The organism is Paractinoplanes ferrugineus (genome assembly GCF_016862195.1).
In the GTDB taxonomy this organism is placed as follows: domain Bacteria; phylum Actinomycetota; class Actinomycetes; order Mycobacteriales; family Micromonosporaceae; genus Actinoplanes; species Actinoplanes ferrugineus.
In genome coordinates, this window is record NZ_BOMM01000060.1 from 100,308 (window position 1) to 126,315 (window position 26,008).

At 71.8% G+C, this 26,008-nt stretch carries 23 protein-coding genes; 9 read left to right on the plus strand and 14 right to left on the minus strand.

The genetic code is table 11. The features are described 5' to 3' along the window. Positions 1-54: 54 nt before the first annotated feature. Positions 55-3,441: a bifunctional proline dehydrogenase/L-glutamate gamma-semialdehyde dehydrogenase gene (locus tag Afe05nite_RS34205; protein WP_203821423.1), complete on the minus strand. Its 3,387-nt coding sequence runs from the start codon at positions 3,439-3,441 to the stop codon at positions 55-57. 98 nt (positions 3,442-3,539) lie between these two features. On the opposite strand from Afe05nite_RS34205, the gene Afe05nite_RS34210 reads away from it, so the two are divergent. After that, the gene (locus tag Afe05nite_RS34210) at positions 3,540-4,436 is read left to right on the plus strand and encodes a LysR family transcriptional regulator (protein WP_203821424.1); all 897 of its coding nucleotides are present in this window, start codon (positions 3,540-3,542) and stop codon (positions 4,434-4,436) included. Here Afe05nite_RS34210 and Afe05nite_RS34215 read toward each other — a convergent pair whose 3' ends face one another. Together Afe05nite_RS34215 and Afe05nite_RS34220 are read right to left on the minus strand one after the other, a co-directional pair. After that, a complete protein-coding gene (locus Afe05nite_RS34215; protein ID WP_203821425.1) occupies positions 4,437-5,393 on the minus strand; it encodes a L,D-transpeptidase in 957 nt (318 codons plus the stop codon). 43 nt (positions 5,394-5,436) lie between these two features. Next, the gene (locus tag Afe05nite_RS34220) at positions 5,437-5,931 is read right to left on the minus strand and encodes a DinB family protein (protein ID WP_203821426.1); all 495 of its coding nucleotides are present in this window, start codon (positions 5,929-5,931) and stop codon (positions 5,437-5,439) included. Between the two features lie 190 nt (positions 5,932-6,121). On the opposite strand from Afe05nite_RS34220, the gene Afe05nite_RS34225 reads away from it, so the two are divergent. From Afe05nite_RS34225 to Afe05nite_RS34235, 3 genes are all read left to right on the plus strand, one after another. Beyond that, positions 6,122-7,105, plus strand: a complete 984-nt coding sequence (locus tag Afe05nite_RS34225; RefSeq protein ID WP_239118407.1) for a glycosyltransferase family 2 protein — start codon at positions 6,122-6,124, stop codon at positions 7,103-7,105. After that, positions 7,102-8,268, plus strand: coding sequence for a mannosyltransferase family protein (locus tag Afe05nite_RS34230; protein WP_203821427.1), 1,167 nt, complete (start codon positions 7,102-7,104; stop codon positions 8,266-8,268). The genes Afe05nite_RS34225 and Afe05nite_RS34230 overlap by 4 nt, the downstream gene beginning before the upstream one ends. A gap of 97 nt (positions 8,269-8,365) precedes the next feature. Next, positions 8,366-9,190 carry a YwqG family protein gene (locus tag Afe05nite_RS34235; protein ID WP_203821428.1) on the plus strand — a complete coding sequence of 275 codons (825 nt, stop codon included), beginning with the start codon at positions 8,366-8,368 and terminating at the stop codon, positions 9,188-9,190. An 8-nt stretch (positions 9,191-9,198) separates the two neighbouring features. On the opposite strand, the gene Afe05nite_RS34240 is transcribed toward Afe05nite_RS34235, so the two are convergent. From Afe05nite_RS34240 to Afe05nite_RS34255, 4 genes are all read right to left on the minus strand, one after another. Continuing rightward, on the minus strand, positions 9,199-9,906 hold the full coding sequence (locus tag Afe05nite_RS34240) for a methyltransferase family protein (protein ID WP_203821429.1): 708 nt from the start codon (positions 9,904-9,906) through the stop codon (positions 9,199-9,201). Between the two features lie 49 nt (positions 9,907-9,955). Beyond that, entirely contained in the window at positions 9,956-11,026 is a 1,071-nt protein-coding gene (locus Afe05nite_RS34245; protein ID WP_203821430.1) for an alpha/beta fold hydrolase, read from the minus strand. Between the two features lie 114 nt (positions 11,027-11,140). Next, positions 11,141-12,958: a right-handed parallel beta-helix repeat-containing protein gene (locus Afe05nite_RS34250; protein WP_203821431.1), complete on the minus strand. Its 1,818-nt coding sequence runs from the start codon at positions 12,956-12,958 to the stop codon at positions 11,141-11,143. Positions 12,959-13,150: 192 nt separating this feature from the next. Continuing rightward, a complete protein-coding gene (locus Afe05nite_RS34255; RefSeq protein WP_203821432.1) occupies positions 13,151-14,329 on the minus strand; it encodes an MFS transporter in 1,179 nt (392 codons plus the stop codon). Positions 14,330-14,391: 62 nt separating this feature from the next. On the opposite strand from Afe05nite_RS34255, the gene Afe05nite_RS34260 reads away from it, so the two are divergent. After that, the gene (locus tag Afe05nite_RS34260; protein ID WP_203821433.1) at positions 14,392-15,588 is read left to right on the plus strand and encodes an MFS transporter; all 1,197 of its coding nucleotides are present in this window, start codon (positions 14,392-14,394) and stop codon (positions 15,586-15,588) included. Between the two features lie 291 nt (positions 15,589-15,879). Here Afe05nite_RS34260 and Afe05nite_RS34265 read toward each other — a convergent pair whose 3' ends face one another. Further along, positions 15,880-16,335: a nitroreductase family deazaflavin-dependent oxidoreductase gene (locus Afe05nite_RS34265; protein ID WP_203821434.1), complete on the minus strand. Its 456-nt coding sequence runs from the start codon at positions 16,333-16,335 to the stop codon at positions 15,880-15,882. Positions 16,336-16,399: 64 nt separating this feature from the next. Continuing rightward, positions 16,400-17,275 (minus strand): ABC transporter permease, encoded by an 876-nt coding sequence (locus Afe05nite_RS34270; protein WP_203821435.1) that lies wholly within the window; start codon positions 17,273-17,275, stop codon positions 16,400-16,402. A gap of 200 nt (positions 17,276-17,475) precedes the next feature. Here Afe05nite_RS34270 and Afe05nite_RS34275 point away from each other — a divergent pair, with 200 nt between their 5' ends. From Afe05nite_RS34275 to Afe05nite_RS34285, 3 genes are read left to right on the plus strand one after another with little or no spacing between them, the layout of a single operon-like run. Further along, complete coding sequence (locus Afe05nite_RS34275) at positions 17,476-17,820, plus strand: VOC family protein (RefSeq protein ID WP_203821436.1); 345 nt, start codon at positions 17,476-17,478, stop codon at positions 17,818-17,820. Continuing rightward, positions 17,817-18,263, plus strand: a complete 447-nt coding sequence (locus Afe05nite_RS34280) for a pyridoxamine 5'-phosphate oxidase family protein (protein WP_203821437.1) — start codon at positions 17,817-17,819, stop codon at positions 18,261-18,263. Before Afe05nite_RS34275 ends, Afe05nite_RS34280 begins: the two co-directional genes overlap by 4 nt. 15 nt (positions 18,264-18,278) lie before the next feature. Beyond that, positions 18,279-20,630 carry an ATP-binding cassette domain-containing protein gene (locus Afe05nite_RS34285; protein WP_203821438.1) on the plus strand — a complete coding sequence of 784 codons (2,352 nt, stop codon included), beginning with the start codon at positions 18,279-18,281 and terminating at the stop codon, positions 20,628-20,630. Between the two features lie 150 nt (positions 20,631-20,780). Here the strand turns inward: Afe05nite_RS34285 and Afe05nite_RS34290 are convergent, their stop codons facing one another. From Afe05nite_RS34290 to Afe05nite_RS34310, 5 genes are all read right to left on the minus strand, one after another. Beyond that, on the minus strand, positions 20,781-21,515 hold the full coding sequence (locus Afe05nite_RS34290) for an SDR family oxidoreductase (RefSeq protein ID WP_203821439.1): 735 nt from the start codon (positions 21,513-21,515) through the stop codon (positions 20,781-20,783). Positions 21,516-21,592: 77 nt separating this feature from the next. Beyond that, positions 21,593-22,027: a hypothetical protein gene (locus Afe05nite_RS34295; RefSeq protein WP_203821440.1), complete on the minus strand. Its 435-nt coding sequence runs from the start codon at positions 22,025-22,027 to the stop codon at positions 21,593-21,595. 270 nt (positions 22,028-22,297) lie between these two features. Beyond that, positions 22,298-23,203, minus strand: coding sequence for a cation diffusion facilitator family transporter (locus Afe05nite_RS34300; protein ID WP_203821441.1), 906 nt, complete (start codon positions 23,201-23,203; stop codon positions 22,298-22,300). Positions 23,204-23,251: 48 nt separating this feature from the next. Beyond that, complete coding sequence (locus Afe05nite_RS34305; RefSeq protein ID WP_203821442.1) at positions 23,252-23,749, minus strand: GNAT family N-acetyltransferase; 498 nt, start codon at positions 23,747-23,749, stop codon at positions 23,252-23,254. 20 nt (positions 23,750-23,769) lie between these two features. Beyond that, entirely contained in the window at positions 23,770-25,179 is a 1,410-nt protein-coding gene (locus Afe05nite_RS34310; RefSeq protein WP_203821443.1) for an MDR family MFS transporter, read from the minus strand. 96 nt (positions 25,180-25,275) lie between these two features. Here Afe05nite_RS34310 and Afe05nite_RS34315 point away from each other — a divergent pair, with 96 nt between their 5' ends. Further along, a complete protein-coding gene (locus Afe05nite_RS34315; RefSeq protein ID WP_203821444.1) occupies positions 25,276-25,848 on the plus strand; it encodes a TetR/AcrR family transcriptional regulator in 573 nt (190 codons plus the stop codon). Positions 25,849-26,008 lie beyond the last annotated feature (160 nt).

Below are 26,008 nucleotides of genomic sequence, written 5' to 3' on the forward strand. Positions count from 1 at the left end.
GCCGCTGCCACCGGTTCGGGGGCAGCGGCTTGCGCATGTCCGGGGCGGGCCGGGTCAGAGGACCTCGGCGGCCAGCCGGTCGGGGTTGCCGAAGCGGTGGGCGGTGATGCTGATCGCCTGCTCGTGCAGGAACGGGATCAGCTCCACCCGGCCCGACTCGGTGACCGGCTGCGACCAGACGGCCAGGTCCGGGGTGGACGGCAGGGACCGGGAGGCGCCGATCAGCCGCACCCGGCCGGCGTCCAGACCCGCGCCCCACGCGGCGTCGTCCTGCACCCGCACCTCGGCCGGGATCGCCGCGGCGAGCCGGCCCGGCAGTGCCTCGCCGACCGAGACGGTCAGCGGGGCCCCGGCCCGAACTCCGGCGGCCACCACCCGGATCAGCGAGGCGACCGGCGCACCGGCGGCGAGGCGCACCCGCACCGGCGCCGGGCGGTAGCGCAACACGTTCCGTTCCGCCCACAGTCCGCAGACGTCGGCCTGCCGGAAATGACCGGCCCAGGCGGCGGCGTCGGCGGCCAGCGAACGCTCGAGGACGGCGATCTCGTCGGCGGTCAGCACCGACCGGGCGGCGGTGAGCAGGCCACGCACCGCGCCGTCGGTGATCTCCCCGGCCCCGGTGGCCACCGCCGGCTCCCAGCCGGTCAGGCCGACCAGGTAGTTCGGGCCGCCCGCCTTGGTGCCGGGGCCGACCGCCGAACGCTTCCAGCCCCCGAACGGCTGCCGGCGGACGATCGCGCCGGTGATGCCGCGGTTGACGTAGAGATTGCCGGCCTGGACCCGGTCGAGCCAGGTGCGCACCTCGGCCGCGTCCAGCGAGTGCAGGCCCGAGGTCAGGCCGTAGTCGACCTCGTTCACCAGGTCGATCGCCTCGTCCAGGGTGGCCGCGGTGAGCACGCCGAGGATCGGGCCGAAGTACTCGGTGCGGTGGAAGTCGGAGCCGCGCCGCACACCCACCCGGATGCCGGGTGACCAGAGGCGGCCGCTGTCGTCCAGCCGCTGGGGCTCCAGCAGCCACGACTCCCCCGGACCGAGCTTGGTCAGGCCGTCGAGGAGCTTGCCGGCGGCCGGCTCGATGACCGGGCCCATCTGGGTGCGGGGGTCGGCCGGGTAGCCGACCGCCAGCGACGACACGGCGTCGAGCAGCTGGGTGCGGAAGCGCTCGGACCGGGCCACCGAGCCGACCAGCACCACCAGCGACGCGGCCGAGCATTTCTGGCCGGCGTGCCCGAACGCCGAGGCGACCACGTCCTTGACGGCCAGGTCGAGGTCGGCGCTCGGGGTGACCACGACGGCGTTCTTGCCACTCGTCTCGGCGAGCAGCGGCAGGTCGGGGCGGAACGAGCGGAAGAGCTCCGCGGTCTCGTACGCGCCGGTCAGGATCACCCGGTCGACGAGGGCGTGGGTGATCAGGTCGCGGCCGAGCTTCTCCTCCTCGACCTGCACCAGCGTCAGCAGGTCGGGGTCGGGCAGCACCGAGCGGACGATGTCGGCGAGCACGGCGCCGCAGCGCTCGGCCGGGCCGGCCGGCTTGATCGCCACGGCCGAACCGGCGGCCAGGGCGGCGAGCAGCGAACCGGCCGGGATGGCGACCGGGAAGTTCCAGGGCGGGGTGACCAGCGTCAGGCGTACGGGAACGGGCCGGGCGCCGTCGATCTGGTCGAGCTCCGCCGCCAGCTCGCCGTAGTAGTGGGCGAAGTCGGCGGCCTCGGACACCTCCGGGTCGGCCTGGTCGGCGGTCTTGCCGGTCTCGGCGGCCATGACCTCGATCAGCTCGGCGCGACGGGCCTCGATCGCCTGGCCGATCCGGTGCAGGACAGCGCCCCGCTCGGCGCCGGTCCGGGCGTGCCAGGAGTCGGCGGCCGCGGCCGCCCGGCCGAGCACACTGTCGAGCTCGGCGGCGGAGTCGACCCGGGCCGCGTCGATGGTGGCCGCGCCCAGGGCCGAGCGTGGCACCCGGGCGAGTGCCTCCCGCACCCACCGGCGGTTGTCGGCGACTGACGGATCGGTGTCCGGAGTGTTCTCGAAGTGTCCCGGGACCGGTTCGGAAGTGCCGGCGTAGCGTTCCGGCACCCGGTGCGCCGCGGGTACGTCGTCGGTCAGCTCGGCGACCGACCGCAGGAAGCGGTCCTTCTCACGCTCGAACAGGCCGGCGTCCGAGTCCAGCTCGAAGACGGCCGACATGAAGTTGTCCTGACTCGCGCCCTCCTCGAGCCGGCGGATCAGATAGGCGATGGCCACGTCGAACTGCTCCGGGCGTACCACCGGGGTGTAGAGCAACAACCCACCGACCTCGCGCCGGACCACCTCGGCCTGGCCCTCGGCCATGCCGAGCAGCATCTCGAACTCGATCCCGGCGCGCACGTCGCGGCGACCGGCGAGCAGCCAGGCGTACGCGATGTCGAAGAGGTTGTGCCCGGCGACGCCCAGCCGGACGTTACGGATGTGTGCCGGCCGCAGCGCGTAGTCGAGGACCCGCTTGTAGTTGGTGTCGGTGGCCTGCTTGGACTCCCACGTCGCCAGGGGCCAGCCGTGGACCGTCGCCTCGACCTTCTCCATCGGCAGGTTGGCCCCCTTGACCAGGCGGACCTTGATGCCGGCACCGCCGCGGGACCGGCGCGCCGCCGCCCACTCCTGCAGCCGGATCATCGCGGCGAGCGCGTCCGGCAGGTAGGCCTGGAGCACGATGCCGGCTTCCAGGTCGATCAACTCGGGCAGGTCGAGGATGCGGGTGAAGACCGCGATCGTGAGATCGAGGTCCTTGTACTCCTCCATGTCGAGGTTGACGAACTTCTTGCCGGTCGCGCTCGCCTTGCGGAACAGCGGGGTGAGCCGGGTGACGATGTCGTCGACCGCCTCGTCGAACGCCCACGGGTTGTGCGGCTCGACCGCCGCCGACACCTTGATCGACACGTAGTCGACATCGGGTCGGGACAGCAGGCGCTCGGTCTCACGCAGCCGCCGGGACGCCTCGCCGCGGCCGAGCACCGCCTCGCCGAGCAGGTTGACGTTGAGGCGCACATCACGCCGCCGGATCCGCGCGATGGCCTTGCCGAGCTTCGCGTCGGTCGCGTCGACGATCAGGTGGCCGACCATGCGGCGCAGCACGCGGCGGGCGATCGGGACGACGACCGCGGGCATCGCCGGGGCGAGCAGGCCGCCCGCCCGCACCGCCGCCCGCATCGGGACCGGCAGGAACCGGGGCACGCCCGGGGCGATGGCTCGCAGTGCGCGGGCGCTGACCCGCAGGTCCTCGGGCCGCACGACGCCGTCGACGAACCCGACGGCGAACTCGAGACCCTTGGGGTCACGCAGCAGCCCGGCCAGTTGCGCGGCCGATCCGCTCACCTGCACGCCGGCGGACTCGTGCAACCAGCGGCGGACGAGGGCGATCGCCTCGTTGGCGAGGTCGGTGTCGGCGGGCATCGCGAGATCGGTCATAGGCGCCAGTGTCGTTCGACCCTCAGTTCACGAAAAGCGACGGTTTTTGACGGATACTCTTCAGCTGCTCTTACCGATTACCCACGGGACGGGAAGTCATGCTCGAGATCCGCCGCCTGGTGCTGCTGCGCGAACTGGCCATCCGCGGCACCCTCGCGGCCGTCGCCGAGGCGCTCAACTTCTCCCCCTCAGCAGTGTCGCAGCAGCTCAGCCTGCTGGAGAAGGAAACCGGCATGACCCTGTTGCGCAAAGCCGGCCGGCGCGTGCAGCTGACCCCGCAGGCCGAGGTGCTGGTGCAGTCGGCGGGCGACGTGCTCGACACCCTGGAGCGCGCCGAGGCCGCCCTGCAGGCCTCGCTCACCCGGGTCAGCGGCCGGGTCCGGGTCGCGGTGTTCCAGTCGGCCGCCCTGGCCCTCATGCCGGCCACGCTGCGGCAGATGGCCACGCTCCATCCGGACGTACGGGTGGAGATGGTGCAGCGGGAGCCGGAGGAGGCGCTGCGCGAGACGTGGGCCCGGGACTTCGACATGGTGATCGCCGAGCAGTACCCGGCCCACGCCGCGCCCCACCATCCGGGCCTGGACCGGCGCTCGCTGACCACCGACCCGATCCGGCTGGCCCTGCCCGCCGCGGCGGCCGCCCTGCACCCGGTCGACTCGCTGGCACAGGCCCGCGTCATGCCGTGGGTGATGGAGCCGCGGGGCGCGGCGTCCCGGCACTTCGCCGAGCAGTTGTGCCGGAGCACCGGTTTCGAGCCGGACGTCCGCTACGAGACCGCCGACCTGCAGGCCCACATCCGCCTGGTCGAGTCGGGCAACGCCGTGGCGCTGATCCCCGACCTGGTGTGGGCCGGCCGGGAGACGTCGTGCCGGCTGCTCGACCTGCCCGGCTTCCCCCGCCGCACCATCTTCACCGCCCAGCGCCTGGCCGGCTCGGCCTCGCCGGCCGCCCGCGCCTTCCGCGAGACCCTGGAGGCCGCGGCCGCGAGCCGGTGATCAGGCGGTCTTGAGGGCGCCGCCGGCCTTCCAGGTCTTCCAGGCGAGGTTCCAGTCGCCGTAACCGTCCCAGCTCGGCATCGTCGGCCCGCCCGTACCGGTGAAGACCGCGACGTCGCCGACCTGGGTGAAGTCGAAGAACTTCTGGGCGTCGCCGACGTTGAGGTTGGCACAGCCGTGCGAGGTGCTCCGCTGGCCGATGTTGCCGCCGTTCCAGCTGGCGGAGTGGAAGAACTCGCCCGAGTTGGTGATGCGCACCGACCACGGGACCTTGAGGTCGTAGCCGGGCCCGGTCATGCGCTGGACCTTGTCCTTCTCCATGACGACCTTGGTGCCGCCGAACGTCGGGGTGCTCGCCTTGCCCAGCGAGACCGGGAACGTGAAGACCGGCTTGCCGTCGGAGGTGACGACCATCCGCTCGGTCTTGCCGTCGACCTTGCTGACGTTGGCCGGGCCGGTGTTCATGTCGAGGCTCAGGCTGTTGTCGAAGACCAGGCCGGTTCCGGCGGGCTGGCCCTTCGTGGTCAGGTCCAGGTGGATCTTCGCGTGCGCCGGCCAGTATTTCTCGGTGCGGTAGTGCGCCTCCAGCGGGTAGCCGGGGTAGATCGCGGACTTCTGGAAGAACCAGGCACCCCCGGCCGGCTGACCGTTGACCGTCACGGCCGACGCCGCGGTGAAGGCGTGCGCGTCGGTGATCTTCTTGGAGAGGTACGCGATGATCGGCATGCCGACGCCCCAGGTGGTGCCGTCACCTTCGAGCAGCCGCACGTGCACCGGCTTGCCGGCGGGCGTGGCGGGCGCGGCCGCCGACGAGGGGGCGGCGGCCGGCGCGGAGTCGGCCGCCGACGGGCCCGTCTCCCAGGAAGCGGCGGGCTCCGCGGAATGACTGCACGCGGCCGGCGCGACCAGCGCCACCGCCAGCGCCGCCACGGTCCACCAGGAACGAGAAGATCTCATGACTGAAAGATGCTACGCATGGGTCGCAACCGCCACCGCGCGGTCAGCGCCCGGTGACCCCGTCGACGAGTTCTCGCAGGATGTCGGCGTGCCCGGCGTGCCGAACGGTCTCACTCGCCAGATGAGCGACGACCCAGCGCAGCGTACGGGGCTCGGCACCCACCGGTTGCGCGGTAAGCGTGTCGAAGCCGGCCGCCGCGGCGATGTGTGCGTCACTCTCCGCGATCGCGGTCCGGTAGTCGGCGACGACCTCGGCCGCGCTCCGCTCGGGCGGCACCACCATGTCGAAATCGACCTCGGCCCACCGCCGGTCACCGGCCAGGGTGTAGCCGAACCAGTACCGTTCGGCGTCGGTGAGGTGCTGAACCAGGCCGAGAAGCGTGGTGTCGGAGACGACCAGCCGTCGCCGCAGCTGTTCCTCGTCGAGGCCGTCGAGCTTCTTCAGCACGCACGACCGGGCGAAGGCCAGGAAGGCCAGCGCCGTGTCCGTCTCGCCGCCGTCGTCGAGCGGCACCCGCTCGCGTTGCGTCTCCAGCATGGCGTCGACCTTAGGACAAGATCCGGCGCCGGGCGGCCCTGGCGGGGCGACCAGGGGCTGCGTCCAGGAAGCGCCAAGGGTTGCACAGGGTGACGGAAAGAGATTTGTGTCTCCTGTGCAACTCCCATGAACGTGCCACGTCGCCGGCCGTACAGCCGTAATCAGCGGCGGTTCGACCAATCTCAATGCCGTGACGATCACTCAGCAGAGGGGCGACGGGCCGCGACTTTCCGTAGTCGTACCCGTCTTCAACGAAGAGGACGTGCTGCCGCTGTTCGCGGAGCGCATCCGCCCCGTACTCGATGCGCTCGGCGTTTCCTACGAGGTCCTGACCGTCGACGACGGCAGCCGCGACGCCACCCCGGTGGTACTCGACCTGATCCGCCGCGGCTGGCCGGAGCTACGGGTGGTGCGGCTGCGACGCAACAGCGGACACCAGAACGCGCTCACCGCCGGTCTGCACCGCGCCCGCGGCGCCTATGTCGTCAGCATCGACGTGGACCTGCAGGATCCGCCCGAGGTCATCGCCGAGATGCTGCGGCTGGCCGAGACGCAGGGTCTCGACGTGGTGCACGGCGTGCGGACGGACCGCAGCACCGACACCCCGTTCAAGCGGTGGACGGCGGGTCTCTACTACCGGGTCGTGCGGCGGGTGGCGGGCTCGCCCGTACCGTCGAATGCCGGGGATTTCCGGCTGCTGAGCCGGACCGCCGTGGACGCGCTCGTCGACCTGCCCGAACACCTGCCGGTGTACCGCCTGCTGGTGCCGTGGCTGGGCCTGCCCAGCGGCGAGGTGACCTATGCGCGGGCGCGGCGCGCGGCCGGCCGGTCGAAATATCCGCTGGCCAAGATGGTTCGCCTGGCGATCGACAGCCTCACCGGCTTCTCGGCCGCGCCGCTGCGGCTCGCGACGTGGCTGGGCTGCGCCGGGATCGTCCTGTGCGGGCTGCTCGCGGCCGTCGTCGTCGGCCTGCACCTGTGGGGCAACGTGGTGCCGGGCTGGGCGTCGATCATCGTGGCGATGGTGTTCCTCGGCGCCCTCCAGCTGTTGTGCCTGGGCCTGCTCGGGGAGTACGTGGCCCGGATCTTCACCACGTTGCAGGGCCGGCCGTCCTATGTGGTCGCGGCGGACTCGTTCCTCGACGAGCGCCCCTACGCGGCGAGCCGCCGATGACCGCCGTCCTGTCCCCGCCCCGGACCGCACCGGGGATAGTCCGGGCGCCGCGGCCGCTCGCCGCCCGCCGGCCGTGGCGGGCCGCGTTCCTGGCCGCCGGTGCGGTCTGGTCCGTCCTGACCGTCGTGCACCTCGCCGTGAGCGCCCTGTCCTGGCTGCCCACCAAGGGTCCCGCGACCGGCGTCCTGCTGCACTGGAACAACTGGGACGCCATCCACTACGTGCGGATCGCCGAGAGCGGCTACCACCTGGGCCCCGGGTTCCCGGCGTTCTTCCCGCTCTATCCGCTGCTCATCAAGCTGGCCGGCGGCGGCATGACGGGCGCCCTGATCGTCGCCAACGTCGCCGCCCTCGGTGCCCTGGCCGTCCTGCACCGGCTGGCCGAGCACGAGTTCGGACCGGCCGTGGCCCAGCGTGCGACCTGGTACCTGGCCGCCTTCCCGACCGGCTTCTTCCTGTTCATCGGCTACAACGAATCGCTGTTCATCCTGCTCGTCGTCGGCGCCCTCTACGCCGCCCGGCGCGGCCACTGGTGGCTGGCCGGGGCCCTCGGCGCGCTGTCGTCGGGCACCCGGCTGTTCGGCGTGCTGCTGCTGGCCCCGCTGGCCATCGAGTACCTGCGGCAGAACCGCCGGCTGCGCCCCGACGTGCTCGGGCTCGCCCTGGTGCCGCTGGGCGTCGTCGCCTACAGCGTCTACTGCAAGCTCGAGCTGGGCCACTGGCTGCAGTTCAGCATCGCCCAGGACCAGTGGGGCCGCCGCTACACGTTCCCGGGCGAGGCGTGGCTGATCTCGGTGCGGCAGATGACCGAGCACGGCCTGCTGTCCCGGCCCGGGCTGGGGGCGCTGCTCGACGCCGGCACGGTCCTGCTCGCGGTGGTGCTGCTGATCCTGTGCGTGTCCGGCCCGTTCCGGTTCCGGCGCGACCAGATGTACCTCGTCGTGTACGGCGCGCTCACCCTGCTGCTGCTGATGTCCACCGAGGTCGGTGGCCGGTCGATGCAGTCGTCGGCGCGCTACGCGATGGAGGCGATCGCGATCTTCCTGGTGCTGGCCCGGATGGGCGCCCACCAGATCGTCGACCGTACGGTGCTGGTCGTCGGGGTGGCGTTGCAGGCCGTCCTCCTGGTGGTCTTCATGGCCGGCGGCTTCCTCGTCGGCTGACCACTGCCGTTTCCTGTCGGGCCCCGCGGCTGCAGTTTTCTGTCGTACCCCGCGGTTACAGTGCCCCGATCAGGTCGACCGCACGGGGAGGGTCCACATGGGAAGCATCGGCACGCCGCCGCCACCGCTCGATGTCCAGGGGGCGTTTCCGGAGTTCGCCGGCCGATGGCGGACCACGGTGCGATTGCATCCGCGGCGCGCCGAGCCCGGGGTGCGGGACAGCTCGCTGGGCGGGCCGCTGCTGTGGCCGGCTGACGAGGCCTGGCCGGTGTGCACGTCCGAGGAGGACCACGACGAACCGATCGGCATGGTCCCGGTGCTGCAGATCTTCGCCCGGGAGGTGCCCGAGCCGGCGTTCCCCGCCGGCACCGACGTCCTGCAGTTGCTGTGGTGCCCGGCACTGCACGACGACGACTGCCGGACGCTGCCGCTCGTGCGGTGGCGTACCGAGGCCGCGCTCGGCGAGCTGCTCGACAACCCCGGGCCGCCGGACGACGACGACGTCGAGGACGGCCACGTGCCGGCGGCATGCGCCGTCAGTCCCGAGCGCGTCCGCGAGCTGCCCCAGGCCTGGGAGCTCGACGACGACCTGCGCGACCGGGTCCAGGCGTGGGCGCAGGAGCGGGGCTGGAGCTACTTCGCGCACCTCAGCGTCGCCGGCGGCACCAAGGTGGGCGGCTGGCCGGAGTGGATCCAGGACCCGCAATGGCCGGTGTGCGACTGCGGCACCACCATGTCGCACCTGCTCACCGTCTCCTCCGCGGAGTGGGACGGCGAGTCGTGGCGCCGGTGGAGCCCGGCGGGCACCCCGGCGGGCGGCCGGGACGCCGGCCTGTGCCTCGGCGACGTCGGCGCGAACTACTTCTTCACCTGCCCGCGCTGCCCCGGCGAGCCTCCCACCATGGTCTTCCAGTGCTCCTGAGCACGCCCTCACTCGCGGACGCGGGCCCGCGGCGGCCTCGGCACCAGGGCAGGAACCCGGCGGGCGTAATCGTCGTAGTCGACCGTGAGGTGTCGGCGCAGGTCCCGTTCCTCGTAACGGATGCCGACCAGGAGGTAACCGGTCGACGACAGCGCGAAGAGCAGATGGCCCACCGACATGTGCGGCGTCGCCCAGAAGGTGATGGTCAGGCCCAGCATCATCGGGTGGCGCAGCCAGGCGTAGAGGCGCCTCTCGGTGAACTCCGGCGGCTGATAGGAACGGCCGCGCCAAGGCGCCCAGGCCTGTTTCAGGCCGAGGAAATCGGCGTGGTCGACGCCGAACGTCGACCAGACCACCAGGATCCAGCCGGCCCCGTAGATGCCCCAGATCCACTCCTGGTCGACGTCCCACACCACCGCCGGGAGCGGCTGCCAGAAGCCGACAAGGGCGACCAGCAGAAGGCTGGCGACGAGCACGTAGGTGCTGCGCTCGGCCGAAGCCGGGATCAGCCGGGTCAACCGGCGCTTGAACCCGGCGCGGGCCATCACCGAGTGCTGGAGTGCGAAGGCGAGCAGCAGCCCGCTGTCGACGGCGAGCGTCACCCCCCACGGCCGCTCGGGCCCGGCGTCGATGCCGCCGGCCAGGAACACGATCGCCCAGGCCGAGCTGAGCAGGAACGCGGCGTACGCGACCACGGCGTACCCAAGAATGAACATGCCCTTCATCGTGGGCTCGGGAGCGGCCGGGAACAGGCCGGAAAATACCTCAGTCCGCGCCGGCGGTGGCGGCATACCAGGCGGCGATCTGCGCCCGCGACCGGAAGTCCATGCGGTAGCGGATGCGTTCGACGTGCGCCTCGGCCGACCGTTCGGCGATGCCCAGCCGCTCGCCGATCTCGCGGTTGGTGCAGCCCTGGGCGATCAACGCGGCCACCTCCCGCTGTCTCGGGGTGAGGGTGGGCGCGGCGCCGCGGTGCTTCTTGGGCAGCCCCAGGAATTCGCGGACGACGCGGGTCAGCGGCCGCGTGTCGCCGATGTAGGGCAGGTGCGACCGGCCCGGGATCACCTCCCGGCGGGCGTGCGGGATCCCGTCGGCCAGCCGCAGGCCCTGCTCGAGCGGGGCGGCCCGGTCCCGGTCCCGGTGCACGACGAGAACCGGCGCCGCGATGCGCGGCAGAAGATCGAGGACGTCGATGGTGTACGCCATCGCGAGCATCGCCCCCGCCATCTCGGCAGTGGCCGATTCCCGCTGGTAGCGGGCGAACGCCGTCCTGGTCGCGGCGTCGGCGTCGGGCGCGAAGACGTCGGTGAGCAGGTCCGAGGCGAGCCCCCAGTGCTGCCGGACCAGGCCGAGCACGTGCTGCTGGATCGCCGGCGCGGCGACGTCGGCGCCGCGTGGCCAGCCGCCGTAGAGCACGAGCCTCGCCACGGTCTCCGGGTGCGTCGCCGCCCAGGCGACCGCGACCGGCGCTCCGAGCGAGATGCCCATGACGTCGAACCGGGGCGAACCGGCCGCCCCGACGACCGCCCCGACCACCGCCTCGAGCGCATCGAGCTCGTCCGCCGGCGTGTAGCTCGCCGGCCCGTCCGCACCGCCCGGCCCGTCCGCACCGCCCGGGGCGGCGGTGGACAGGCCGCAGCCGGGTTTGTCGTAGCGGATCAGGGTCCGGCCGTCGGACAGGGCCTCGAAGAACGCGCGCTCGGCCGGTAGCGCCCAGCTGAGCTCCAGGTGACCGAGCCACCCGGACACGTAGACGAGGGGCGGCCCCGCCCCCGCCACCGCGTAGGCGATGCGCGCCCCGCGAGCCGAGGTCACCGTCGCGATCCGCTGCCCCATCACGCCAGTCTCACCCCGCCGCCGACGGTCTCGCGCGGCGGGGTCGCGCGGCCGATGCGGGGCCGGGCGGGGCTGGGGCGGGCCGGGACGTGACTGTCCCGGCCCGCCTCGCCGTCACGGGTTGGCGACCACCCCGCCGAACTTCACGACGAGCTTGCCGGTGGAGTCGAAGGCCCAGGTCAGCGCGCCGGTGTAGGCGGAGCAGCGGGAGCCGTTCGTGCCGGACCAGAACTGGTTCGAGCTGTCGGCGGTGCCGATGATCCGGTCGTTGGTGCCACTGGACGTACGGCATGAGGTGTTGCCGGTGAAGGTCGAGGTTCCGCCGTCGAAGTTGAAGTTGCGCTGCGTGTTGTCGACGGCCACGTTGTGCGCGATCGTCATGGAACCCGGGTTGCTGTTGAAGGTGAAGCCGTGCTTGCCGTTACGGACGGCGAAGCTGCGGCGGACGATGTGGTTCACCGCGATGTCCTCGCCGCCCAGCTTGAAGCCGTTGCGGTCGCCGGCACCGGCCTGGGAGCCGTCACTGAGGGTGCCGTTGTTGTAGGACAGGGAGTCCTCGATCGTGACCGGCGCGATCGCGCCGGTGTCGGACTTGGTGTAGAGGTCCCAGCCGTCGTCGATGTTGTTGTGGCTCACCGCGTACCGGAAGACGTTTCCGGTGCCCACCGTGAGCTTCGCGGCGAAGCCGTCGGCGTCCTCGCCGTCGGAGTCGGCGTTGTCGTGTGATTCGGCCGAGAGCACGAGGTTGCCGGCGGGCCACTGGCTGCTCGGGGTGTCCGAGGCGAGCCGGGAGATCTGCAGGCCGCTGTCACGGTTGAAGCGGGTGACCGTACGTTCGATGATGTTGTCGCTGCCGCCGACGAAGATGCCGTTGTCGCCGGCCCGCTCGACCACCAGCCCGGACACCCGCCAGTAGTTGCCGTTGAGGGCGAGCCCGCGCGCCGCCGGGTCCTCGGCCTGCGCCGAGAAGTTCAGGACCGGAGTCTCGCCGGGGTACGCGGTGAGCGTCTTGCGGGCGGCGGCGGTTCCGTTGTTGCCGGCGGCGATGGTCTGCGTGGCCGAGTAGGAGTAGGTGCCGCCCCGCAGGTAGATCGTTCCGCCGGCGGCGATCCGGGTGACCGCCGAGGCGAGCGTGGTGGGCGCCGCCTGGGTGCCGGCCGCCGAGTCGGTGCCGCCGGGCGCGACATAGAGGGCGCCCGCGGTGGGCGGGGTGGTGGGCGGAACCGTGGGCGAGGCGGTGGGTGAAACCGTGGGCGAGGCGGTGGGCGGCGACGTCGGTGCCGTCGTCGGGGCCGGGCCGCCGGCGTCGTCGACCACGAGGTCGTCGAAGCGGCCGGCCGCGTGCTCGGTCAGCAGGCCGATGCGACCGGAACTGATCGTGCTGTCCGAGGCGCTGCCGACGCTCGTACCGTTGACGGTTCCGCTGATCGTCGTGCCGTTCACCGAGAGCTTGAGCGTGTAGAACGTCGACGTCGAGATCGTCTGGGCGAGGCTGCCGAGAACCGTGACGGCGCTGCCGTTCATGGCCTCCAGTTGCACCTTGTTGCTCGCGGTGAGGGACAGCCGGTACATCTTGGTGGCCCCGGCGGCGCGGGCGGCGATCGCGACGACGCCGGCGCCGCTCGCGAACGAGGTCGCCTTCACCCGGGCCTGGACCGAGTAGTTCGTCCAACTCGTCTGGCCGGCGAAGTCCCGGGCCCGTTCCGAGGTGGCGTCGGACTGCTGCAGGACCCGGGTGCCGTCGGAGACGATCGACCAGGTGCCGCCCGATTTCGACCAGCCGGAGGTGCTGCCGTTCTCGAAGTCGGCGCTGAGGACGGTGGCCGCCTCGGCGTTCGTGACGGTGACGAACAGGCCCGCCGCTACCAGCGTGGCCAGACCGCCGACACCGGCCAGCCGGCGGATCCGGCGGGCGCGTGGGTGTGGTGTCATGCGCTTTTTCTCCTTGTCGCAAATGGAGGCCGCCGGGGAGTGCTCGGACGCGGACTGTGGCAACAGAATGAGGCGGCTCGAACGCCACCACCCGGGAATAGTCCGCACCGGATTAATCCATAATGGCCGGGGGCCGACGGCTCCGGGGACGGGTATTTCATCTCGGAATCTCCCACCACCGATATACACACGTCAATGAATATGATTTGCAGGTTTGTTGCATCGTGAATTCGCGGCGCGGCTGTCGGCGATCAACAGGACCAGGGCGGCCACCACCAGCAGGCCACCGGCCGGCGCGATCGAACGCGACCCGGGCAGGGCCAGCAGTGCGCCGCCGGCCAGCGAACCGGCCGCGATGCCCAGGTTGAACGCCGTGCCGAGGGTGGCCGAGGCGACGTCGGTGCTACCCGGGGCGAGTTGGAACATGCGGTTCTGCAACGACGTGGCATAAGCGGCGTAGGCCAGCCCGGAACCACCGAGCAGCACGCCCGCAAGTGGCTTGGAACCGCCCACCGCGAACAGGCCCAGCAGGGCGAACGCGCCGACCGCGAGCGGGACTGCCATCGAGGCGACCGGGTGCGCGTCAAGGGTGCGGGACACCGCGAGGGTGCCGACCGCACCGGCGACCCCGGACACGAACAGCAGCGGCGCGAGGGCGCCGGCCCCGAACCCGGCGACGTCGAGCAGGAACGGCGTCACATAGGTGGTGAAGGTCAGGAACCCGGTGATCCCGATCGCGGTGACCACCACCAGGATCCGGAAGCGGCGGCGATCGGGGGTGGTGCCGCGGGCCGCCCCGCCCTCGGCCGGCACGGCCGACGGAAGCAGCACCGCCACCGCTGTCGCGGCCGCCACCCCGGCCACGGCCATCAGGAAGAACGCGGTCCGCCAGCCGGCCTGCTGGCCCAGCCAGGTGCACAACGGCACGCCGAGCACCGGGGCGAGGGCCGGCCCGAACCCGAAGACCGCGACGACCCGGCCCCGGCGCTCGACCGGGAACAGCCCGGTCACGGCGGGCGGGGCGACCGACCAGAAGAGCGCCTGGGTGAGCGCGGTGATCAGCCGGGAGCCGGCCAGGATCTCGTACGTCGAGGCCAGCGCGCCGGCGACGTTCGCGACCGCGAACAGCAGCATCGCGACGGTGAGCAGCTGACGCCGCGGCACCCGCTGGGTGAGCAGGGCCAGCGGGATGGACGCGAGCACGACCACGAGGGCGTAACCGCTGACCAGCAGCCCCACCTGCGACCGGGACCGGCCGAGGTCGGGTGCGATCACGGTGAGCAGCCCGATCGGCAGCAGCTCGGTGGTGACGAACGTGAACGCCGACAGCGACAGAACCCCGAGGACAGCCCGGGCGCGGCGCGACGTCATGCCGCCATCATGCCCATTTTTCGCCGTACCCCGGCCGGGCCCGGCGCTCGATAGGGTGGGACATGATCACCCTCGATCGCCTCCAGCGCCGCACCCTCACCGTCGTCATGGCGTCCCAGGTGTTCAGCGGGGCCGGGCTGGCCGCCGGCGTCACCGTCGGGGCGCTGCTCGCCGAGAGCATGTTCGACACGGCAAGCCTGTCGGGGCTGCCGGTGGCGCTGTTCACGTTCGGCTCGGCGGTCGCGGCACTCGGGGTCGGGCGCCTTTCGCAGCGTCTCGGCCGGCGGGCCGGGCTGGCCGCCGGCTACGCCACCGGCGCGACCGGCGGGGTGGGGGTCGTCGTCGCGGCGGCCCTGGGCAGCGTGCCGCTGCTGCTCATCTGCTTCCTGGTGTACGGGGCGGGTACCGCCACCAACCTGCAGGCCCGGTACGCCGGCACCGACCTGGCCGAACCGGCGCGGCGCGGCCGGGCGGTCAGTTCCGTGCTGGTGGCGACCACCTTCGGGGCCGTGGCCGGGCCCAACCTCGTCGCGGTGACCGGGCGGATCGCCGCCCACTTCGGGATTCCGCCCCTGGCCGGGCCGTTCGCGCTCGCCGCCCTCGCGTACAGCATCGCCGGCCTGCTGCTCTTCGCCCTGCTGCGGCCCGATCCGTTGCTCGCCGCCCGCGCCCGGCCGGCTCCCGTCGCCCCGGCCGAGGGCGGGCGCCCGCGCGGGCCCGGCCTCGTCGCCGGCGCCGTCACCATGATCCTCACCCAGCTGGTGATGGTCGCGGTGATGACGATGACGCCCGTGCACATGCGGGCCCACGGGCACGGCCTCGGCGCGACCGGCCTCGTGATCGCCGTCCACATCGCCGCCATGTACCTCCCGTCGTTCGTGACCGGCTACCTGGTCGACCGGGTGGGCCGCGTCCCGGTCGCGATCGCCGCCGGCGCGACCCTGCTGGCCGCCGGCATCGTGTCCGCGCTCGCCCCGGCCGACTCCGTCCCGGTCCTGGCCGTCGCGCTCGCCCTGCTCGGCCTCGGCTGGAACCTGGGCCTGGTCGCCGGCACCGCGATGACCGCCGACTCGGCCGACCCGGCCACCCAGGGCCTCGTCGACCTGTGCGTGGCCCTGGCCGGCGCGGGCGGTGGCATCGCGAGCGGCTTCGTCATGGCGGCCACGAGCTACTCGACCCTGTCCACCGCGGGCGGCCTGCTCGCCCTGGCAGTGATCCCGTTCGTGGCCGTCCAGGGCCGCCGACCCGCCCGACCCTGACCCGCCCGGCCCTGACCCGCCCCACCGCTGACCCGCCTCGGCGTTGCCAATCCCGTGGCATTCGCCGGAAATACGGGACCGGCCGAGGCTGCTCCGCCGCCGTGCGGGGTTCGCAACCGCCGGAAAGCCGGCAATGCCGGAATGGCGCCCGCCGCACCGAGCCGACCCACCCGCCTTTCCGTGAAGATGTGGCCTCCGGGGCTCTCCGACACCCCGTTTTCACAGGAAAAAGGGGCCTGGTCGCCCGGGAAAGCGAACTCGGGAAAGCGAACCCGGAAAGGCGGACAGGGCCTAGGGAAGTGGCTCCAGGACGACGACGGTGGCGGGGGTGCGGCGCAGTGCGGCGTACCCGTCCAGCTGTTTGTTGTAGAACCGCCACCGCTCCCAGAGCCGATCGTGCTCGGCGCCGGCGGCGGCGGGGCGGCCGCGGACCTGGCGGGTGGCGCCGGCGAGTTCGACTGTGCCGTCCGGGTGGGCCTGGAGGTTGAGCCACCAGGCCGGGTCGCCCTCGCCCCAGCCGTTCATGGCCATCGTGACGAGATCGGCCCCGTCCTCGTAGTAGGCGAGGATCACGCTGCGCGGGGTTCCGCTGCGCCGCCCGACGGTGGTCAGCCGCATCATGCCCCACTTGTCCGGCCTGGGGCGCCACAGCCCGCGCCGGCCTCCGCTGATCCGGTAGATCCCGCGGTGCACGGCCCAGGCGGAGAGCACGACCCAGCGCGGCGGTAGGAACGGCTTGTCCGACATGGCTTCACTATCCCGACTGGACGCTGTGAACCAGCTGAGCAGAACCTGCGGCGGGCGCGCACGGTCAGCCCCGGCCGTACTCGCTCTCGCCGCGCCGGAAATAGGCGTAACCGGCCGCACCCACCAGCAGTGCCCAGGCGGTCGCCTCGGTCCACAAGCGCCACGCGGGGGCGACCAGTGGCACGCCGGGCAGCAGTGTGTGGCGGGTCAGGTCGATGAAGACCAGCATCGGGTTGGCCTCGGCCAGGTGGCGCAGCCGGCCGTGCAGGTGGTCGGTCAGGAACGTCACCGGGTAGAGGACGGCCGAGCCGTACATCCAGATGCGCAGCACGAACGGCGTCAGCCGGCGCAGGTCCTCGAGCTGCGCCCCGAGCCGCGCGACCAGCAGCGCCAGCCCGGCGTTGAACACCGACTGCAGCAGGATCGCCGGCGCCAGCAGCAGCCAACCGGGGCCGGCCGGCACACCGCCGGCGAGGACGATCGCCACCAGCACCGCCGCCGACACGACCATGTTGCGCGCCTCGGTCAGGGTGATGCCGACCGGCAGCGCGGCCCGCGGGAAGTTGAGCGCCCGCACCAGCCCGAGGTTGCCGCTGATCGCCCGCACCCCGGCCTGCACCACCGACTGCGTGAAACCGAAGACGAAGACCCCGATGCAGAGGTACGCGACGAAGTGCGGCGTGCTGTGCCGGGCCCCGAGGACGACCCCGAAGATCAGGAAGTAGATCCCGGCGTTGATCAGCGGGGTCAGGAGTTCCCAGGCGGCGCCGAGGCGGGTGCCGCCGAGCGAGGCGGTGACCCGGGCCCCGGCGAAGGCGGTGACGAAATGCCGGTGGGCCCACAGTTCGCGGCCGTACTCCACCGGCCCCGGCAGTCGGCCCATGGCCCGGAGTCCGTTGTGCCGGGCCAGGTTTCGCAGCGGCATCGCGGCTTGAGTCATGACTTCGCCCTCCGACGATGAAACGGTGCCGTATCGACGCGGCAGGACCGACGGTAGTCGACGAGTTGGGTGGAACGCAACCGTACCGTCGTCGCGTATCGGGCCCGACCGGCGGACCGGGCGGAACCGGTCAGGAAACGAGAAGTCTCGGGGCCGGGGCGCCACTAGCGTTTCCGGCAGGACGACACGAGAGGAAGAACATGAACCACGGCATCAAGACCGTCCTGCACCCCGTCGCCGACCTGGGCAAGGCCAAGGCCGTCTACGCCGCGCTGCTGGAGACGCAGCCGTCGGCGGACAGCGAGTGGTATGTCGGGTTCGACGTCGCCGGGCAGCACATCGGGCTCGTCCCCGGCGGTGGGCCGCAAGGATTGACCGGGCCCACCGCGTACTGGCATGTCGACGACATCGCGGGCAAGCTCGCCGAGGTCACCGCGGCCGGGGCGACCGTCGAGGAGCAGCCGCACGACGTCGGCGGCGGGCGGCTGGTCGCGAGCTTCACCGACGCCGACGGCAACCGCCTGGGACTGGTGCAGGACAAGTGACCGCCGCGCCCCGCTCCCGGGCGCAGCGCCGCGCCGACACCGAGCGCCTGCTCGGCACCGAGGTGGACCTGTGGGTGGCCACGGCGTCGCCGGACGGCGTGCCGTGGCTGGTTCCGCTCTCTTTCGAGTGGGATGGCACGACGGTGCTGCCGGCCACCTCGGCCGGCAGCGCCACCGGCCGTAATCTGGCGGGCGGGGCGGTCCGGCTCGGGCTGGGCGCGACCCGTGACGTGGCTATGATCGACGGCGAAGTCGAGGTCGTCGGGTCGGACGCGATGTCGCGGGAGCGGGGTGACCGGTTCGCCGCCCGCACCGGCTTCGATCCGCGCGGGACGGCCGGCTTTCGCTGGTTCGTCGTCACGCCGCGCCGCGTGCAGGCCTGGCGCGAGGAGAACGAGCTGGCCGGCCGAGACCTGATGCGCGACGGACAATGGCTGACCTAGGGGGAAACGGCACCGATGCACGAGGCCGATAGGCACGACCTGATCCGCGTGCACGGCGCGCGGGAGAACAATCTCAAGGACGTCAGCATCGAGATCCCGAAGCGCCGGTTGAGCGTGTTCACCGGGGTCTCCGGGTCGGGCAAGAGCTCCCTGGTCTTCGACACGATCGCGGCCGAGTCGCAGCGGATGATCAACGAGACCTACAGCACGTTCGTCCAGGGGTTTCTGCCGACGCTCGGGCGGCCCGACGTCGACGTGCTCGAGGGACTGACCACCGCGATCATCGTGGACCAGCAGCGGATGGGGTCCGACCCGCGGTCCACCGTCGGCACCGCGACCGACGCCAACGCGATGCTGCGCATCCTGTTCTCCCGGCTCGGCCGGCCGCACGTCGGGTCGCCCCAGGCGTTCTCCTTCAACATCGCCTCGATCTCCGGCGCCGGCGCCGTGACCACCACGAAGGGCGGCCAGGAGGTCAAGGAGCGGCGCACCTTCAGTGTCACCGGCGGCATGTGCCCGCGCTGCGAGGGCCGCGGCGCGGTCACCGACTTCGACCTGACCGAGCTGTACGACGCGGAGAAGTCGCTGAACGAGGGCGCGATCAGCATTCCGGGCTACAGCATGGAGGGCTGGTTCGGGCGGATCTTCCGCGGGTGCGGCTTCTTCGACCCGGACAAGCCGATCAAGAAGTACACCAGGAAGGAACTGAACGACCTTCTCTACAAGGAACCCACCAAGATCAAGATCGAGGGCATCAACCTGACGTACGCCGGTCTGGTGCCCAACATCCAGAAGTCGATGCTGTCGAAGGACATCGACGCGCTGCAGCCGCACATCCGCGCGTTCGTCGAGCGGGTCGTCACGTTCACCACCTGCCCCGAGTGCGACGGCACCAGGCTGTCCGCGGCGGCCCGGTCGTCGAAGATCAACGGGGTGAGCATCGCGGACTGCTGCGCGATGCAGATCAGTGACCTCGCCGAGTGGGTGGGTGGCCTCGACGAGCCGTCGGTCGCTCCCCTGCTGACGTCGCTGCGGCACACGCTCGAGTCGTTCGTGGAGATCGGCCTCGGCTACCTGAGCCTCGACCGGCCGTCCGGCACGCTCAGTGGCGGCGAGGCGCAGCGGACGAAGATGATCCGGCATCTGGGGTCGGCTCTCACCGATGTCACCTACGTCTTCGACGAGCCGTCGATCGGCCTGCACCCGCACGACATCCAGCGGATGAACGACCTGCTCAAGCAGCTGCGGGACAAGGGCAACACGGTGCTGGTGGTCGAGCACAAGCCCGAGATGATCACGATCGCCGACCACGTGGTGGACCTGGGGCCGAGGGCCGGCACCGAGGGCGGCCAGGTGATGTTCGAGGGTACGGTGGCGGGGCTGCGCAAGAGCGGCACACTGACCGGCCGGCACCTCGACGACCGGGCGACGCTGAAACCCGACGTCCGCAAGTCCGACAGGTCGCTGAGCATCCGCAACGCCACGACGCACAACCTGCGGGACGTCAGCGTGGACCTCCCGCTCGGCGTCCTGGTCGTGGTCACCGGGGTGGCGGGGTCGGGCAAGAGCTCGCTGATCCACGGCTCGCTCGCCAAGAAGGAGGGCGTCGTCTCGGTCGACCAGACGCCGATCCGCGGGTCGCGGCGAAGCAGCCCGGCCACGTACACCGGACTGCTGGAACCGATCCGCAAGGCCTTCGCCAAGGCGAACGGCGTCAAGCCGGCGCTGTTCAGCGCCAACTCCGAGGGCGCCTGCCCGAACTGCAACGGCGCCGGCGTCACCTACATCGACCTCGGCGTGATGGCGGGCGTCGCCAACACCTGCGAGGTGTGCGAGGGCAAGCGGTTCGACGCGTCGGTGCTCGACTACAAGTTCGGCGGCAAGGACATCTCCGAGGTGCTGGCGATGCCGGTGGCCGAGGCGGTCACGTTCTTCGCCGACGGCGACGCGAAGACGCCGGCCGCCCACAAGATCCTGACCCACCTGGCCGAGGTCGGGCTCGGCTACGTCAGCATCGGTCAGCCGCTCACCACGCTGTCCGGCGGCGAACGGCAGCGCCTCAAGCTGGCCACCCACATGGGCGACAAGGGCGGGGTCTACGTCCTCGACGAGCCGACCACCGGCCTGCACCTGGCCGATGTGGAGCAGCTGCTCGGCCTGCTCGACCGGCTCGTCGACGCGGGCAAGTCGGTGATCGTGATCGAGCACCACCAGGCCGTCATGGCCCACGCCGACTGGATCATCGACCTGGGTCCGGGCGCCGGCCACGACGGCGGCCGCATCGTCTTCGAGGGCACCCCGCGCGACCTGATCGCCGACCGGTCCACGCTCACCGGACAGCACCTGGCCGACTACGTCAAGGACTGATCGCCCGGCGCCGGCGGTGCACCATCATGGGGTGGTGACGGATCTGCACGACGCCGCGCAAGTGTTCGCCGGACCGCGCCCCCGGCATCGACCGGATCCTGTGGCTGGCCAACCCGGCGAAGATCACCCCCTTCGCCTGAGCCGGGTCGGTCAGCGGGCCAGCCATTCGCGGTACGACATCTTGGCGATGACCGTGCCCTCCTTGGCGATCAGCGCGGCACCCTTGGCGGCGGCGAACATGCCGGCGGTGTCGTCGGTGATCACCGTGCGCTTGTCGCCCCGGTGTCCGAGGGTGACGCGGCCCAGCTCGTCGAGGGCGAACACCTCGGGGCCGGCGTGCTCACGCGTGCCCAGCAGCGGGGTGCCCACGCTCACGTCGGCGACCGCCTGCGCCACCTCGGCCGACGCCATCGGCTGCACCAGCGTCGCGGGCAGCCGCACCGTGTCGGCGTCGGCCGTCCACTTCAGGACCGAGTCGACGAACTCGAAGAACTGCGTGACCCGCACGATCGAGTACGGCACGGGGCCGCTCCTCAGCAGGTCCTCCTGGAGCACCTTGGCCCGGTAGTAGTCGAGCTCCGGCACCAGGTCGGCGCCCACGATCGACAGCACGACCGCGTGCCGCACCCCCTGCCGGGCCGCCGCCGTCAGCAGGTTGTCCATGCTCGTCCGGAAGAACGAGAGGGCGGCCTCGTCGAACGTCGGCGAGTTGGTCAGGTTGAGCACGACGTCCGCACCGGCCAAGGCGTCCGTGACGCCGGCGCCGCTGAGCAGGTCGACGCCGTTCGACGGCGAGAGCGGCACCGCCTCGTGGCCGCCCGCGCCGAGGATCTTGACGACCTGGGAGCCGATCAGCCCGGTTCCGCCGAGCACTGCGATCTTCATGGTTTCCACCTTTGCGTCGAGGCTTCTGACCACTTGGACCGAGCCGGCGGCGGATCTGTGACAGGCCGGCGTCCGCGCTAGGTGGCGAGCGCGTCGGCCAGGGCGCGGGCGTTCGCCTTGTCGACGCGCGGGAAGGTCAGCGACACGCCGTCGCCCCCGGTGCCGAACGCCAGCCGCACCAGGCTGACGAAGCCCAGTTTCACCTCGGCGAGGGTGACCGTCTCGCGCGGCACCGCACCGAGGATCTCGTCGCCGGCACCGCCCATGAACGTCTGGGTCAGGAAGAGCAGCCGGAGGTCGGTGAGCACCACGAACTGCTTGCGGTGCTGCGCGATGAGGTCGGCGGCCACGATTCCGCCCGTACCGAGCAGGAAGCCCTCCCGAAGGACCGGCGTCAGCCGGCCGACCGTGAGCTTGCCGACCAGCGCCCGGGTGCCGACGATCGGTGTCTCGCCCTGCTGCAACCTGGCCGCGAGCGTCTCGAACGCCCGCGTCTGAACGATCTCCCGCACGATATCCCCGTTCCTCGATGCCTGAACCGCGCAGATGCTAGACCCGCCGCTCCGGTGACATATCGCCGGGCTCAGCGGGTACCGCCGGGGATGGCGGACGTCGTAGTCGTCGGGCAGCTGGCCCGGGATCTCGTGGTGCAGGCCGACCTGATCGCCCCGGGCCGACGTGGTGCGCGCGCGGCGACTCCCCCGAGGCCGCCGCCCACCGGCCGTCGACGCGGCCGCCCGGCGCCGCAGATCTCGCCCGGCCGGACCGGGCGCGGCCGCGGATCATTCGAGGGTCAGCGTCACCTGGGCGATGGACGGGTCGGCAAGGAGCTCCTTGCGCAGGCGCGAGGAGCGGGCGATCAGGTCGGCGGCCGGGATGTCGTCGTTGCGGGGGGTGGCCCGGATGTTGACCAGCAGGTGCGTGGGGCCCATGTAGACGGCGTGCACGGTGGCCGGCTCGGCGACCCAGTCCTCGCTGCTCACCCGGCGGCGGATCGGGTCGACCACGTCGTCGGGGGCCGCCTCCTCCAGCAACAGCGCCTTCGAGCGGCGGGCGAGCAGGAAAGCCACGGCGATGAGCAGGACCCCGATGAGTACGCTGCCGATCGCGTCCCAGGCGGCCCAGCCCGTCCACGCGTGCAGGAGCAGGGCGATCAGTGCCACGGCCAGCCCGACGAGCGCGGCGGTGTCCTCCAGGAACACCGTGGTGGCGCTCGGGTCGGAGGCCTTCGCCAGGTGTTCGGAGATGGTGCGCTGCCGCTCCGCGGCGGCCTGCTTGAGCTCCTTGCGGGCGGTGTGCCACGAGTACGCCTCGAAGCCCGCCGCCACCACCAGGACACCGACGCCCACCCAGAGCGATTCGACCGGCTCGGGCAGCAGCAGACTCCGGATCCCCTCACCGATCGACAGGGTGCCGCCGACCAGGAAGATCCCGAGGGCGGCGAGGAACGCCCAGAAGTAGCGCTCCTGCCCGTACCCGAAGGGTCGGTCCGCGTCCGGTCCCTTCTCGGACTTGCGCAGCCCGATGAAGAGCAGCACCTCGTTCCCGGTGTCGGCGACCGAGTGCGCCGCCTCCGCCCACATCGACGCCGAGCCGGTGAGCAGGGCGGCCACGATCTTCGCCACCGAGATTCCGAGGTTGGCGATGACCGCCACGATCACTGTCCGGGAAGTGCTGCCTTCTGCCACGACCGGCCACTACCCACCGTGGCGAGAGGATAAGCGCGCGAGTGTCGTTCAGGCCCCGAACTCGTGGTACATCAGGTGCAGCCCGACTCGGCCCAGGGTCGGGTGCTCGAAGGCGCGCGGGACGGTACCCAGGACCCGGAATCCCAGGTTCTCGTAGATTCGCACGGCCGCGCGGTTCGTCTCGACGACGGCGTTGAACTGCATTCCGGCGTACCCCTCGGCGCGGGCCCACTCGAGGGCGTCACGGCAGAGGGCTGTGCCGACGCCGCGGCCGCGCGCGAGTGCCGCGACCATGAAGCTGGCGGTGGCGATGTGCGCGCCCGGCCCGCCGCGGTTGGCGCCCATCTTGGCCGTGCCGAGCATCTGCTCCCCGGCCACCGCGACGGTGGTGCGGCCGGGCGGCGCCGCCAGCCAGATGGCGCGCACCTGTTCCGGGGTCATGTCCTGGTCGTAGGTGAACGTCTCGCCGGCCCGCACCACCTCGTCGACGATCGCCCGGACCGGCGGCCAGTCGGACTCCTGGAACTCCCGGATGATCTGCGGCATGGGCCCGAGTGTCCCAGTTCTCAGACCTTGGTGGCCACCAGTTCGGCGGCCGGTTCCGGGGGCGGGTCGGGGGTGGGACGGCTGGGCAGCACGAAGGCCAGCAGGAGCGCGACGGTGGTGAAGCCGACCGTCCACCAGAAGGCGATGTCGAACGCCGCCGCCGGGGTGTGGCCGGCGCCGGCCGTGGCCAGGATGACGGCGAGCAGGGCCACCCCCATCGAGCCGCCCACCTGCTGGGCGATCCGGGTGACGATGCTGGCGTGCGGGACCCGGTCGTGGGCCAGGCCGACGAAGGCGACCGTCATCAGCGGGATCATCACCAAGCCGAGACCGAGGCCGCGTCCGAACAGGGCGACCAGCAGCGGCCAGATCGCGGTGTCGGGGCCGGCCAGGGCGAACGGGATCGTCGCCACGCCCACGCCGGCGAAGCCGAGCAGGGCCACCCAACGGGCGCTCACGTGGTCCATCAGGCGGGCGGCGGCGGGCCGGCTCAGCAGCGAGCCGACGCCCTGCGGGATCAGCAGCAGGCCGGCTTGCAGGGCGGTCATCCCCCGCAGCTCCTGCCAGTAGAGCGGGAGCAGCAGCATCGCGCCGTAGAGGGACGCGCCGGACAGGAACAGCAGGGTGGTCGCGGCCCACGTCGGGCGGGAGCGCAGGACCTCGAGGTCGACCAGGGCGTCGCCGCGCCGGCGGAGCGCCCGGAACACGAACGCGGCGAGCAGCAGGGCGCCGGTGAGCAGCGGGGCGGCCACGTCCGTACGCGAGAAGCCGCCGTTGCCGTGGACGTTGGACAGTCCCCACAGGAGCGCGACCAGTGCGGGTGACAGCAGGAGCAGGCCGACCAGGTCGAGGGACACGCGCCGGCCGGGCGGGTCGGCCGGGAGCAGCCGCCGGGCCAGGACCAGGCCGGCGAGGCAGAGCGGGACGTTCACCAGGAACAGCCAGCGCCAGCTGCCCGCGCCCAGGATCAGTCCGCCGATCACCGGTCCCAGGATCGGGCCGACCGCGGCCGGGAGCGCGACGGTGGACATCAGGCGGGTGCGGTCGGCGGCGCTGCCGGCCGACTGCATGATCATCGTGGTCATCAGGGGCACCATGACGCCGCCACCGATGCCCTGGACCACCCGGAACGCGATCAGGCTCGGCGCGTCCCAGGCGAACGAGCACAGCACCGAGCCGAGCAGGAAGACGGTGAGCGCCAGCATCCACAGGCGCTTGGCCCCCAGGTGGCTCTGCAGCCACCCGACCACCGGGATCACCACGCCGAGGGCCAGCAGGTAGCCGGTGCTGACCCACTGGATGGTGGACACCGGCGCGCCGAGTTCGGCGTCCAGTTCGTGCAGGGCGACGCTGACGATCGTCGAGTCGAGGATGACCGCGACGCCGCCGACGAGCACCGCGACGGCGGTCCGAACAGCAGTGCGTGACATCAAGAGAGCCACCTTAAGGTACGCGAATGCATCTTACGTCCTCACGGTAGGCCGGCCAGATAAGATACGCAAGTGCATCTAACGTAGGATGCGTCCATGGAACGCACACGCCGGCGCGGCACCGAACTCGAGGACGCGCTCCTCGAGGCCGCCTGGGACGTTCTCCTCGAGCAGGGCTACCCGGGCTTCACCTACGAAGCGGTGGCCGCGCGCGCCGGCACCAGCCGCCCGGTGCTCTACCGCCGCTGGCCGCGACGCGAGGACCTGCTGCTGGCCACGATCCGCAGATCCCTGCTGGCCACCCGCGTCGAACTGCCCGACACCGGCCGCCTGCGGGACGACGCCATCGGCCTCATGCGCAACGCCGAAGCCGGCCGTTCCCAGATGGTGATGCTGCTCAGCGGCCAGCTGATGGGCTACTTCCGGGACACCGGCACCAGCTTCAGCGAACTGCGCGACCAGCTCCGCTCGGCCGAGACCGCCACCGGCTTCGAGCGCATCGTCGCCCGCGCCGTCGAACGAGGCGAACTCGCCGACCGGCCCCGCCCGCCCCGCCTCGTCAACCTGCCGTTCGACCTGCTGCGCCACGAGATGTTCATGACGCTGAAGCCGATCCCGGAGCAGACCATCACGGAGATCGTCGACCAGATCTGGCTGCCGCTGCTGTAGCCGGTCCCGCCCCTGTCACCGGACGCGGTTCCTCAACTCGGAACCGGCGTTACCGATCTGTTGCACCAGGCGGACCTGGCCATCTACGCGGCCGAACGACGTGGTATCCACGACGCTCGGCGGCACGACCCCGGCGTCGTCGAGGAATCTCTACAACCGG

Excerpts from the sequence above, each read along its gene's own strand:
- Afe05nite_RS34310 (WP_203821443.1), bottom strand. The coding sequence starts at position 25,179 with ATGTCACGCACTGCTGTTCGGACCGCCGTCGCGGTGCTCGTCGGCGGC.
- Afe05nite_RS34255 (WP_203821432.1), bottom strand. The coding sequence starts at position 14,329 with ATGACGTCGCGCCGCGCCCGGGCTGTCCTCGGGGTTCTGTCGCTGTCG.
- Afe05nite_RS34275 (WP_203821436.1), top strand. The coding sequence starts at position 17,476 with ATGAACCACGGCATCAAGACCGTCCTGCACCCCGTCGCCGACCTGGGC.
- Afe05nite_RS34290 (WP_203821439.1), bottom strand. The coding sequence starts at position 21,515 with ATGAAGATCGCAGTGCTCGGCGGAACCGGGCTGATCGGCTCCCAGGTC.
- Afe05nite_RS34285 (WP_203821438.1), top strand. The coding sequence starts at position 18,279 with ATGCACGAGGCCGATAGGCACGACCTGATCCGCGTGCACGGCGCGCGG.
- Afe05nite_RS34215 (WP_203821425.1), bottom strand. The coding sequence starts at position 5,393 with ATGAGATCTTCTCGTTCCTGGTGGACCGTGGCGGCGCTGGCGGTGGCG.
- Afe05nite_RS34240 (WP_203821429.1), bottom strand. The coding sequence starts at position 9,906 with ATGTTCATTCTTGGGTACGCCGTGGTCGCGTACGCCGCGTTCCTGCTC.
- Afe05nite_RS34220 (WP_203821426.1), bottom strand. The coding sequence starts at position 5,931 with ATGCTGGAGACGCAACGCGAGCGGGTGCCGCTCGACGACGGCGGCGAG.
- Afe05nite_RS34270 (WP_203821435.1), bottom strand. The coding sequence starts at position 17,275 with ATGACTCAAGCCGCGATGCCGCTGCGAAACCTGGCCCGGCACAACGGA.
- Afe05nite_RS34230 (WP_203821427.1), top strand. The coding sequence starts at position 7,102 with ATGACCGCCGTCCTGTCCCCGCCCCGGACCGCACCGGGGATAGTCCGG.
- Afe05nite_RS34265 (WP_203821434.1), bottom strand. The coding sequence starts at position 16,335 with ATGTCGGACAAGCCGTTCCTACCGCCGCGCTGGGTCGTGCTCTCCGCC.
- Afe05nite_RS34235 (WP_203821428.1), top strand. The coding sequence starts at position 8,366 with ATGGGAAGCATCGGCACGCCGCCGCCACCGCTCGATGTCCAGGGGGCG.
- Afe05nite_RS34260 (WP_203821433.1), top strand. The coding sequence starts at position 14,392 with ATGATCACCCTCGATCGCCTCCAGCGCCGCACCCTCACCGTCGTCATG.
- Afe05nite_RS34210 (WP_203821424.1), top strand. The coding sequence starts at position 3,540 with ATGCTCGAGATCCGCCGCCTGGTGCTGCTGCGCGAACTGGCCATCCGC.
- Afe05nite_RS34245 (WP_203821430.1), bottom strand. The coding sequence starts at position 11,026 with ATGGGGCAGCGGATCGCGACGGTGACCTCGGCTCGCGGGGCGCGCATC.
- Afe05nite_RS34305 (WP_203821442.1), bottom strand. The coding sequence starts at position 23,749 with ATGCCGCAGATCATCCGGGAGTTCCAGGAGTCCGACTGGCCGCCGGTC.
- Afe05nite_RS34205 (WP_203821423.1), bottom strand. The coding sequence starts at position 3,441 with ATGACCGATCTCGCGATGCCCGCCGACACCGACCTCGCCAACGAGGCG.
- Afe05nite_RS34250 (WP_203821431.1), bottom strand. The coding sequence starts at position 12,958 with ATGACACCACACCCACGCGCCCGCCGGATCCGCCGGCTGGCCGGTGTC.
- Afe05nite_RS34315 (WP_203821444.1), top strand. The coding sequence starts at position 25,276 with ATGGAACGCACACGCCGGCGCGGCACCGAACTCGAGGACGCGCTCCTC.